General features: G+C 52.1%; 7 protein-coding genes and 1 pseudogene. 2 read left to right on the top strand and 6 right to left on the bottom strand.

Annotation, left to right across the window (positions count from 1 at the left end; translation table 11 throughout):
- Positions 1 to 72 precede the first annotated feature (72 nt).
- Positions 73 to 486, top strand: a pseudogene (locus tag MCJ35_RS32005) (thioester domain-containing protein); the annotation flags it as partial.
- Positions 487 to 497: 11 nt separating this feature from the next.
- On the opposite strand, the gene MCJ35_RS32000 reads toward MCJ35_RS32005, so the two are convergent.
- The 3 genes from MCJ35_RS32000 to MCJ35_RS08945 form a co-directional block, all read right to left on the bottom strand.
- A complete protein-coding gene (locus tag MCJ35_RS32000; protein WP_155858367.1) occupies positions 498 to 665 on the bottom strand; it encodes a hypothetical protein in 168 nt (55 codons plus the stop codon).
- A 680-nt stretch (positions 666 to 1,345) separates the two neighbouring features.
- Positions 1,346 to 1,873: a hypothetical protein gene (locus MCJ35_RS31995; protein ID WP_240299823.1), complete on the bottom strand. Its 528-nt coding sequence runs from the start codon at positions 1,871 to 1,873 to the stop codon at positions 1,346 to 1,348.
- A 230-nt stretch (positions 1,874 to 2,103) separates the two neighbouring features.
- A complete protein-coding gene (locus tag MCJ35_RS08945; protein WP_240299446.1) occupies positions 2,104 to 3,285 on the bottom strand; it encodes a winged helix DNA-binding domain-containing protein in 1,182 nt (393 codons plus the stop codon).
- Between the two features lie 242 nt (positions 3,286 to 3,527).
- Here MCJ35_RS08945 and MCJ35_RS08940 point away from each other — a divergent pair, with 242 nt between their 5' ends.
- Entirely contained in the window at positions 3,528 to 4,646 is a 1,119-nt protein-coding gene (locus tag MCJ35_RS08940; protein WP_150846393.1) for a cell wall hydrolase, read from the top strand.
- A gap of 132 nt (positions 4,647 to 4,778) precedes the next feature.
- On the opposite strand, the gene pckA is transcribed toward MCJ35_RS08940, so the two are convergent.
- From pckA to MCJ35_RS08925, 3 genes are all read right to left on the bottom strand, one after another.
- Positions 4,779 to 6,383, bottom strand: coding sequence for a phosphoenolpyruvate carboxykinase (ATP) (pckA, locus tag MCJ35_RS08935; RefSeq protein WP_025482001.1), 1,605 nt, complete (start codon positions 6,381 to 6,383; stop codon positions 4,779 to 4,781).
- Between the two features lie 107 nt (positions 6,384 to 6,490).
- A complete protein-coding gene (locus MCJ35_RS08930) occupies positions 6,491 to 10,771 on the bottom strand; it encodes a PAS domain-containing protein (protein ID WP_240299445.1) in 4,281 nt (1,426 codons plus the stop codon).
- A gap of 5 nt (positions 10,772 to 10,776) precedes the next feature.
- Positions 10,777 to 11,142, bottom strand: a complete 366-nt coding sequence (locus tag MCJ35_RS08925) for an Hpt domain-containing protein (protein WP_008725575.1) — start codon at positions 11,140 to 11,142, stop codon at positions 10,777 to 10,779.

The following is an 11,142-nucleotide window of genomic DNA, read 5'->3' as shown; positions in this document are numbered from 1 at the left end:
ACATATCCTGGGCTTGTGCATATCTTAATATTGTAAGGAACTTTTAAATGAAGAATTAGAGGAGGATCTGCTGTGATTAAAACCAATAATGCAAGACTGCAATCCAGACCATTTATAATCTACCCTGATTCAGATATCAGCGGAACCGCTGGCGGCAATCCCAACAGGGAAAATTACTGTGATTTAGATACCACCTCCGGATCCCGTTACCATCTCAATCGGGATGACCATAATAATATTTTCCAATTTTTTGGGAATATTTTAACTTCTACCAACAAACCGGTATACTGTTTAGATAAATTTGCCGACGGTCCATACAACGATGTCCCCTATGAGAGCAGGCCCTTTGAGACAATCTTCCCTGCTACCACGAATCGCCAAAAGAACATGTTCGGATGGATTATGGCCAATACCTATCCGGCGGTCAGCGCCGATGCCACATTTGCCCTGGCCGGTGTGGATCCTGCCGCGGATCCTGCCCTGGATGACAATGACGCCTACGCCGCCGTCCAGGTGGCCCTGTGGGTACTTCTGGGGCAGATTTCACTGGATGAAGTGTACTTCCTGGACTGCGGCACCGGAGAACCGCATCCCAAATCAGACCGCCTGAGGACAGCTGTGCTGAACCTGCTCCGGCTCGCCGGGGAATACGCTGACGGTGCCACAGATACCTCCCGCCCGTCACCATCCTCAGGCACAGGCAGATGCGCCAATGCCGGGATTAACTGCTGTAATAAGAGCACCATGCCCCCGGATCCCGGCGCTCCTTACTTCATATTCCAGGGATGCCCGGATGAAGTACGGACCGTCTGCGGACGGATGCTCATCGGACCTTTTAAAATACTGTCAAACTTTACCGGACAACCCCAGATTACCGTCACCCCGTTCTGCAGCTGTGGCGATGACTACTCCGTCACATTCATGGATTTCTGCGGCAATCCCATTGCGGATCCAGCGATTGGACAGGAATTCTATATCGCAGTGCGCGCCTGCCAAAAACAGATATGCCTTACCGTCACAGCATCCTATACCGGAACAATCACACGGGTGATTTCGATGGAGGCTCAGAGTACTGCGCTGAATTACCAGCCCATCGGAACCTCATTCGATGATGAACCGGTGACGCTCACGGCAGAACTCTGTCTCTGTGTTAACTCTAAGAAACATGGCAAAAAGAACGGTACCTCGTCTAAATCCAGCCAGTTCGGAGTTAATGTCAATAATAATAATAACAACAATAATAATAATAACAGCAATAACAGCAGCAATGCAGGCCCTTCCTGCGGCTTTCCAGTGCCATGTATGCCGGTTTGCTGGCCATACCCTCCACAATCGCCGTATCCGCCTATACCGCCCTACCCGCCGCAGCCACCGTACCCGCCGTATCCGCCAACACCGCCATACCCTCCGTATCCGCCAACACCGCCATACCCTCCATATCCGCCAACACCGCCGTACCCTCCGTATCCACCAACACCGCCATACCCTCCGTATCCGCCAAAACCACCGTATCCGCCATACCCTCCGTATCCACCAAAACCACCGTATCCGCCGTACCCTCCGTATCCACCAACACCACCATACCCTCCAGAGCCGCCCTGCCCTCCGAAACCGCCCTGTCCGCCAGAGCCACCCTGCCCTCCAAAGCCGCCATACCCTCCGAAACCGCCTTGTCCGCCAGAGCCACCCTGTCCGCCAGAACCGCCCTGTCCGCCAGGGCCTCCCTGCCCCCCGAAACCGCCTTGCCCGCCAAAGCCGTCCTGTCCGCCAGAACCGCCTTGCCCTCCGAAACCGCCCTGCACTCCGAAACCGCCCTGCTGTCAAAAGGCACCTTGCTGTTGCCAAAAGACACCTTGCTGCTGTCAAAAGACACCTTGCTGTTGTCAAAAGCCTGCCTGTTGTCTGCCTTGTAAGTGTGGCTGCTGCCGGCATCGGGATGCCTGACAGACCGGCGAGACCGATAGCCCCCAGAATCCCATATGAAAATCCGCCTCATCATATACCGAATAAATGATGGGGCGGATCCGTGCTGCCAATACAATTAGCAAATTATGTCCTTCGGTTATTTTAACCCTGGCATTGACTTAAATTAAAGAAACGGTTTCATTGGAGGTCAATGCCCGCCAGCTTCTGCTGTCTGAACCCGGCGTATTCCTCCGCAAGCTCCAGGAGTCCCTGCCTGCGATGGATTTCCTTCCACAGCTTCATCTGGATTTCCATTCCCTTTCCCTTTTTCTTACTTGTCCAGATGCCAGCCACCTCACCCCGGTACACCACTGCGCCCGGGTTGGCCACCAGCCTCCATATCTGTTTCTGCAGGGTCGGGTCCGGCTGCAGGACTGCCCGGTCCCGCTGGTCCAGGTATGGATCATGGCCACCCAAAAGGATTATTTCCCTGTCAAAGGATGGCGGCGAAAAAAGCATTTCCCTGTCATCAGACAGGATAAAGGACTTTTTCCCAGCCAACGTGACCGGCTCCATTTCCTCTGAAACCATGTTCCATAAACGTCTTCCCTGTTTGCCGGAACATCCCAGCCAGTTCACAAATCCATCCACATTGGACGGGCCATAACAGTGCAGGTAACTGTGGACCAGCTGTTTGGATGCGTTTTCATCTGCTTTTAACATCTGCCCTGTCCAGTTTTTATAGGAGGTAAATGTGGGGCTGATTCCACTACGCTTCCCGAATACCACCAGGCCGCTGAAGGCGCACGGCCTTAACAGGAAGGAGACAACTGCCCCGCCCACGGTCTGTTTGTCAGGGCTGCCATACATGGAGGGCTGGTTCCACAAATCCCTTTTGTCCGCAGGCAGCAAAGGCAGCATCCACTCAGCCAGTGTCTTATCCAGCGTAACCTTGCTCACGATAGTTGTGTCATCCAGTCGTGTCATGACCTGTTTCAGCGTCTCCAGCAATGTATTGGAATCCATCTTTAGGAAGTCCATGGCTCCGGCCATCCCATGGGTATAAATCCATGGTTCATCCCCGACTGGCACCAGGGCAGACAGGAATACCGGGCTTAGCGGGACCGGGAACAGGGCCGGTACCCCCCGAAGGCTCCACGCCTGCAGCAATGTCTTATCCCCATATAGATGCTGCTCCATGTCCGCCAGCCCGCACTCCGGCGCACGGTTATACATAGCTGTTTCCCATGCGCCTGGCGGGGTGTTAAGCATCCCACATGCACCGGCAAGCATTTCCATGTCCGTGCTTTTGTATACTGCATCCAGATGATGGTTACGCAGTCTGAAACTCCTTATCTGATCAACACAAAGCTCTGCCATATGGATACTCCTTCCGGGACTTTTCTCCTTGTATTTCCCTGCTGTTGCCATTGGTTCCACATCGGATTGCTGCCTGCGACACGAAATAATATGTCTATTATATCGGATGCACCATGGAAACGCAAGCGTGTGAAAACTTGACAACACCGCAAAACCTTGCTATAGTATCTTTGTAATATTTCTGTAACATTTACACCGGGAACAAAAATAACTCTATGGATACAGGGGGTTTTAAGAAACAGATGCATAAACACACTGACTGGAAATGGACATCCCTTGCCCTGGCAGCCGTTATAACCGCACTGGGAATATACCCGGCCGGACCGCTTAACCCGGCAGGTATTCCTGAGGCACTGACGGCAGAGGCTTCGCAGGAAGTTTCCATTTCCCCAATACCGGCTGACACGGCGGCGCCCAAAGCCTCCATCAGCCCCAATCAGGTGCCTGTCACCCATGCTCCTGCTGCATCCGAATATGACAACAAGGTTGTGGCCAATGTTACCGATGTCCTGAACCTGCGGGCGGAGCCATCCTTAGAAGGCAAGATCATCGGCAAGTGCTACAGAGGGGCTGGAGGCACCATCCTTGAGAAAAAAGACGGCTGGACCAAAATCCGCTCCGGTAAACTGGAGGGCTGGCTGAACAATGACTACCTTGTATTTGGACAGGACATCAGACCGCTTGCCAAAGAGCTGGGACTGTTTACAGCCAGGGTAACCACACAGACACTGAATGTGCGTGAGGAGCCAACCACCGAATCCGCCATAATCGGCCTGGCTGCCGGGGACGACTACTATCCTGTGCTGGAAGAAAAGGATGGCTGGGCCAAAATCCAGCTGGCCTCAGATACCAGCGGCTATGTATCCACTGACTACACTAAAATCAGCGTGTCACCTGGCAAGGCAATCAGCATTGAAGCGGAACTGGCCGCCCTGAAAGAAACAGAAAAACAGCAGACCAAGAAAAAAGCAGAAGAAGCGCCCAAATATGTCATCAATGTTTCCTCTGATGAAATTTATCTGCTGGCCTCCTGTGTCATGATGGAAGCCGGGGGCTATTCCTACGACGGCCAGCTGGCAGTGGCCAGCACCATTGTGAACCGCGTCAAATCCGGTCGCTGGGGCAGTTCCGTAACCGATGTCATATATGCACAGGGACAGTTTCCCGGAGCCACCTCCGGCCTGTTGGACAAGTACCTGACCAAGGGTCCCTCCTCCAGCGCCCTGAAAGCCACCAAAGCAGCCCTTAGCGGAACCAATAACATCGGCGACTATCTCTTCTTTAATTCCACCAAGAATGCGGATTATGAAAGTTATGCCTCCTATACCGTTGTGGACGGCAACTGTTTCTATAAGAAATAGCATATATCTGCCCTGTATAGAAACAGGCAGCCATGTCTCTAATCAATCCGGAGACAGGCTGCCTGTTTCTATACAGGGATATCAATCCTTATATGATGAATCCAGTCCACAAATGACCTGATTCAGTAACAATTATAACTGTGGGCCTGCGGAAACTAATGCTTTTCCTGCTGCATTGCCCTCATATTTTGCAAAGTTCTTGATAAAGCGCTGTGCCAGATCCTGAGCCTTTGTCTCCCACTGTGAAACATCGCTGTACGTATCACGTGGATCAAGGATTGCAGGGTCTACGCCTGGCAGCTCGGTCGGAATCTCAAAGTTGAAGTATGGAAGCTGCTTTGTAGGTGCATTGGCAATGGAGCCATCCAGGATTGCATCGATGATGCCGCGGGTATCGCGGATGGAGATACGTTTGCCGGTGCCGTTCCAGCCAGTGTTGACAAGATATGCCTTTGCACCGCTCTTCTCCATTCTCTTAACAAGTTCCTCTGCATACTTGGTTGGATGCAGTTCCAGGAATGCCTGTCCGAAACAAGCTGAGAATGTTGGTGTAGGCTCTGTGATTCCACGCTCTGTACCAGCAAGCTTTGCTGTAAAGCCGGACAGGAAGTAATACTGTGTCTGCTCCGGTGTCAGGACGGATACTGGAGGAAGAACGCCGAACGCATCAGCTGACAGGAAGATAACATCCTTTGCAGCAGGAGCAGCGGAAACCGGGCGTACAATCTTCTCAATATGGTCAATCGGATAAGATACACGTGTATTCTCTGTCACGCTCTTATCGTCAAAATCAATCTTGCCGTCAGCATCCAGGGTAACGTTCTCTAAAAGTGCATTGCGCTTGATTGCATTGTAGATGTCAGGCTCGGAATCCTTGTCCAGGTTGATGACCTTTGCATAGCATCCGCCTTCAAAGTTGAATACGCCGTTGTCATCCCAGCCATGCTCGTCATCGCCGATAAGAAGACGCTTCGGGTCTGTTGAAAGGGTGGTCTTACCTGTTCCGGAAAGTCCGAAGAAAATAGCGGTATTCTCGCCATTCAGGTCGGTGTTGGCTGAACAGTGCATGGAAGCAATGCCCTTTAATGGCAGGAAGTAGTTCATCATGGAGAACATGCCCTTCTTCATCTCGCCGCCGTACCATGTATTGACAATGACCTGCTCACGGCTGGTGATATTGAACATGGCAGCTGTCTCTGAATTCAGGCCCAGCTCCTTGTAGTTCTCTACCTTTGCCTTGGATGCATTATATACAACGAAATCTGGCTTAAAGTCCTCCAGTTCCTCAGCGGTTGGCTGGATAAACATATTCTTAACGAAATGAGCCTGCCATGCAACCTCAACGATGAAACGGATTGCCATACGTGTGTCCTTGTTTGCTCCGCAGAACGCGTCTACAACGAAAAGCCTTTTGTTGGAAAGCTCTTCCAGGGCAATCTTCTTTACCGTATCCCATGCTTCCTGGCTGGCCGGATGATTATCATTCTTATATTCATCAGATGTCCACCATACAGTGTCCTTGGAGTTCTCATCCATGACAATGAATTTGTCCTTAGGTGAACGTCCAGTGTAAATACCGGTCATGACATTAACAGCGCCAAGTTCGCTTACCTGGCCCTTCTCATAGCCCTCCAGTTCAGGTTTTGTCTCTTCTTCAAACAGCATCTCAAAAGAAGGATTGTAAACAATTTCTGTAGTTCCGGTAATACCATACTGACTCAAATCAACATTTGCCATCTTTCATTATCCTCTCTTTCATTTTATCGAAATCCTTCTTATTATCTCATTTTGTTAATTAAAAGTCAATATTTAAAAGGGCAAAATCTAATATAATGTTCGGATATTTATACAATCCCCTTCAGGACCCGGATAAGGGCTGTTTTTAATACTTCCATATCAATGGGCTTGGCAATATGCGCATCCATCCCCGCATCCAGTGCCTCCTGTACATCCTCGGAAAATGCATTGGCTGTCATGGCGATGATCGGTATCTGCCCTGCATCCCCGCGCTCCAAACCGCGGATGGCCCTGGCCGCCTCATATCCGTTCATCTCCGGCATGCGGATATCCATCAGCACAGCGTCATATGTACCGGGAGCAGCGTCCCTGTAGGCCTGTAATGCCAGGGCGCCGTTCTCCATCACATCAGACACTGCCCCCCGCATCTTAAGCAGTTCGCATAGTATCTCCGCATTGATGTCATTGTCTTCCGCAATCAGGAACCTGCGGCCTGCAAACACCTGGTCCGGCCCGGTCCCCGTACCCCCTGCATCCTCCGCGCCAGCGGTCTCTGTATCCCTTCCACCGCAATCCGCGTACTCACATTCCAGCTCCACCCTGAATGTGGTACCCTTATGGATCCTGCTTTCTACGCCGATATATCCGCCCATGAGATCCACCAGGCCTTTGGTGATGCTGAGACCCAGCCCGGTTCCTTCCACCCTCGCCGTATTGCGGGTAAAGGGTTCAAAAATATGGGATAAGAACTCCTCCCCCATACCGATTCCCGTATCCCTGACCGTAAACCGGTAGCGGGCATAGCCCTGGGGCCTGATTGGCGTTATCTCCTCTGCCAGGAACTCCACGCTGCCGCCTTCCGGCGTGAACTTGACCGCATTGCTCAGAAGGTTTATGAGTATCTGGTTAATGCGCAGGCTGTCGCCATAATAATAGCCATGCTCAATCCCCCTGCTTTGGATGGTAAACCTAAGTCCCGACGCCTTGGCCTGGGGCTCCATGATATCGGACAGTTTTTCCAGAAGGCCGGACATGGATATCTTCATATGGTTCAGGCTGATTTTGGACTGCTCAATCTTGTTCATGTCAAGGATATCGTTAATCAGGCTCAGCAGATGGCTGGAGGAAACCGAAATCTTCTGCAGGCAGTCCGCCACCCTCTCCCGCTCATCCAGATGGGCCTTGGCCAGCACTGTCATTCCCATGATGGCGTTCATAGGGGTCCGGATATCGTGGCTCATGGTGGAAAGGAAGTCACTCTTTGCCTGGCTTGCCTCCCTGGCAACAGCCAGCGCCTCCTCAAGGGCTTTCTTCCTCCTGCGCTCCTCTGCCAGCATATCCGTCACATCCGCCCTTACAAGGCACACGGTACGGTGGTTCTCATCCCCCCACAGCACATTAATCTGCTTATAGCGTATCCCTTCATCCCCATGGTATGGAAAAACAAAATCATACCCCCCTGGTTTTGCTTTCAGGGTCCGGAGGATATGTTCCAGGCAAAACTGGCGGACGGACCCATCCTCCTCTCCTGGGGCATAATGGCCCACAAACCGCTCTGCCGCCTGTTCATAATCGTCCGCAATATAAGGCGGCAGGTTCTCCAGCACGGTCTGGCGCGTATGCATGGTCAGGCGGCCGGTGTATATATTGATAATCCCTACCAGGTCAAAGGTATATGCCATGATGTTAAGGAATCCCTGCTGCTCCCGCACGGAATCCGTTATATCCGTGCGCACCAGACAGACCCGGCCCAGACGAAGGTCTATTGCCGAAACCGTCATGTTCTTGGTACGGATATCCCGGTTCTCATCCATGATGGAAAATGAAAATGTATATGCCTCCTCCTTCTCCAGACGCCGCCTGATTTCCGCCGGGTCCAGGGAGCCTGCAAACTGTTCCCTGTCTTTTGGCACGATTATCGTCTTAAGCATATGTTCCAGATGTTCTGAGTGGCATCCTGACCGGCTGGGAAGGCAGCTGGCATTCTCATTACAGGTCAGGACCGTGTAGGTGTCCTGCTCCAGGTTCAGGTCTATGACAAAATCATAGCTGGTCACGGAAAGCTGATGCATGATACGGTCGCTGATGACCTGCTCCGTGATATCCGTCACGGTCAGGATCCCGGTCACATCACCCGTATCCGGCGCATCCACCAGATTTACCTTAAACTGTGCATAACGGCCATTCTTCTCATTGGGCAGCTTAATAAAACACCGGAGTATCTTCTCCGTATCCTGCTCCCGGAAAGCTTTCAGGGACGGCGCGTTCAGATAGGTATCCAAAAATGTCCGGCGCTCCGCCCCATCTTCCACCAGGCCTGCAATCCCTGTAAAGAACGCCTCCCTGTCATATCCAAAGGTCTCCAGCAAATGGGAACCCGTATGGTCGCTGATTTCAATGATCCGGTTCCGGGTGATATTGCAATGCCCCATGATCAGTACATTGGGGTCCGTTGTGCCATAATGCTGCATCAACCGTTCCTTAAACTGCCGGCGCAGCTGCTCCTGTTCCTCCCGCTCCTTTGTCACATCATGATAAACCGCATAGAACCGGCTCTCACCGCCTTCACTGAGAAGTGTGGAAAGGGTATTCTTCACCCAGACATAACTGCCGTCACCGCGCACCAGGCGGTACACCATTTCAAGGCTGCTTCCGCCCTGGTTTATGAACGCTGTTATCTCTTCAGCCACCCGCTCCTTATCATCGGGGTGGACACCCGACATGGCATCCTGGCTGTAAAGTTCCCAGGCCTGGTTAAGGGGCATGGCTGTCAGGGCCGCAAATCCGTCCGACATATATTCCGGCACCATGCTGCCGTCCTTCTCAAACCTTACCACGGCAATACCGCCCGGCAGGTTCTTTATCACGGTCTGGAAATACTCCTCCAGCCGTTCCTTCTCCCTGCGTGTCCTTACCTCCTCCGTCACATCCCGCACATACTTTATATACGCCGGGATTCCATTCCAGTCGCTCTCCTTGAAACGGGTCACATAAAAACGGTCTGAGCCATCTACCCGCATCTGATGTTCCTGTCCGTCCGCCGCATGGGTTTTTAAGGCGCAGAACCCGCAGGGGCTGTCCTGTCCATGGAGGGCCGCATAGCATTTCTGGCCCACACAGTTCTTTGAATCCGCAAAAAGGACCTCATTCTCATTCACATAGAGAAGGTCATAATTCTCCTTGTCAATCACATAGATGGAATCTGACATCTCATTGGCAATTGTCTGGAACAGGCGTGTCTCTGCCGACATACCTGTAACTACAATATAAAGCCTTGCGTGTCCGGTCAGGGGTCCCATGCGTCTTCCGTTCATATGTATCCAGACCAGGTGACCGTCCTTATGGCGGATCCGGTAAAATACATCCAGCACCATGCCGCTCTTCACTGCATTGTCAACAGCGCCGCGGACCCGCTTCTGGTCAGCCTCATGGACAATATCAAGGACATCCCTCTGAATCAGGGCTTCATACCCACTTCTCGTATATCCGGCAAGGGCAATCACACCGTCTGAAAGGAATTCGGCTTTATAGGCACCTTCTTCTTTTTGGAAAATGGCAATTCCGCCGGGAATGGAGTTAATCAGATGGTTCATTTCCAGCTGTGTCTCTTTCAGGTCGGAAATATTGTGGAACACACAGTGCAGCAGGGGGCAGCCCCTGTCCTCACCAATCCATTTCATCTGCACATGCACCCATACAACATGTCCGTCCCGGTGCTGCTTGCGGAACTCAAAACCATCCACGCCCCTCAGACGGATGACCTCCATTGCCCTGGATACCACCATGGCAGTATCCTCTTTGTAGGTCATCTCCGCCGCATCCCCTTTGACCAGCTCCCTGTACTCCTCCACCGTATAGCCGGACAGTTCCGGAACACCGTCTGAAAAATAAACGGTTTCAAAGATATCCGATACCCTGTAGATGGCCACACCGCCGGGAATGGCATTGATGATGTCCTCCATCTTGGCATTGGCATCAGCCAGTTCCTGTTCCGTCCGCACCTGGCTGCTCACGTCACTGAATACGCCATAAAGCATCATTTCCCCGCCTTCCAGCTTCCTTACGGATCCTTCCAGGCGGATCCAGCGGTATTTATCCTCCTTGTCATTAAACAGACGGAAGGTATGGCAAAGCCTGCCTTTGTCTTGAATCAGGGCGGACAGTTTTCCCTTCAGCGGCCCGGCATCCTCGGGATGGACCCGTTTCAGGTCCAGGACCTGGCCTGCATCAGACCTGAGCGCATCGGAACAGCCCAGGATTTCATGAAAAGCCGGGTTGCAGAACCTGGGCAGGATCTGCCCGTCCTCAATCTGGTAAATACAAAGGCCGCAGGGAATGCTGTCAAAAGCCATCCTCATCTGTCCTTCATAAAAAGAAGTGCCTGTCATGATGATTACCGCCCTTCTTTCAGTGTTGCCCGAAGTTCATCCGCCCGTAGGAATTCAGACCGGATGATCTGATATAATGCGGTATAACCATCCGGGTCCTTACCGTTGCGAAGAGGCTCCACAATGGCGCAGACCGCGTTAAAAAGAGGGGTCAGCCCCATATTCCCCACTACCCCCTTAAGCGTATGGGCGGCAGCAAATGCAGCCTCATAGTCCTGCTGCCCAAGGGCTGTTCCCAGCTTCTCAAGGTTGTCATCCTTAAACAGCATGTCCAGAAATTTTACATACATGGCCTCATTTCCCATGAACCGCGCCATTGTGGAGTTGTAATCCGCCCCGTAGGCCTCAAATATTTTCCTGAACTCCCCCAT

Source organism: Enterocloster sp. OA13 (assembly GCF_022440595.1).
GTDB classification, from domain to species: Bacteria; Bacillota; Clostridia; order Lachnospirales; family Lachnospiraceae; genus Enterocloster; species Enterocloster hominis.
Note: the sequence above shows the minus strand (reverse complement) of the source record. Positions and strands in the feature narration are given on the sequence as shown.

Coding starts and splice junctions, on each gene's coding strand:
- MCJ35_RS08930 (WP_240299445.1), bottom strand. CDS start 10,771: ATGACAGGCACTTCTTTTTATGAAGGACAGATGAGGATGGCTTTTGAC.
- MCJ35_RS08925 (WP_008725575.1), bottom strand. CDS start 11,142: ATGGGGGAGTTCAGGAAAATATTTGAGGCCTACGGGGCGGATTACAAC.
- pckA (WP_025482001.1), bottom strand. CDS start 6,383: ATGGCAAATGTTGATTTGAGTCAGTATGGTATTACCGGAACTACAGAA.
- MCJ35_RS08945 (WP_240299446.1), bottom strand. CDS start 3,285: ATGGCAGAGCTTTGTGTTGATCAGATAAGGAGTTTCAGACTGCGTAAC.
- MCJ35_RS08940 (WP_150846393.1), top strand. CDS start 3,528: ATGCATAAACACACTGACTGGAAATGGACATCCCTTGCCCTGGCAGCC.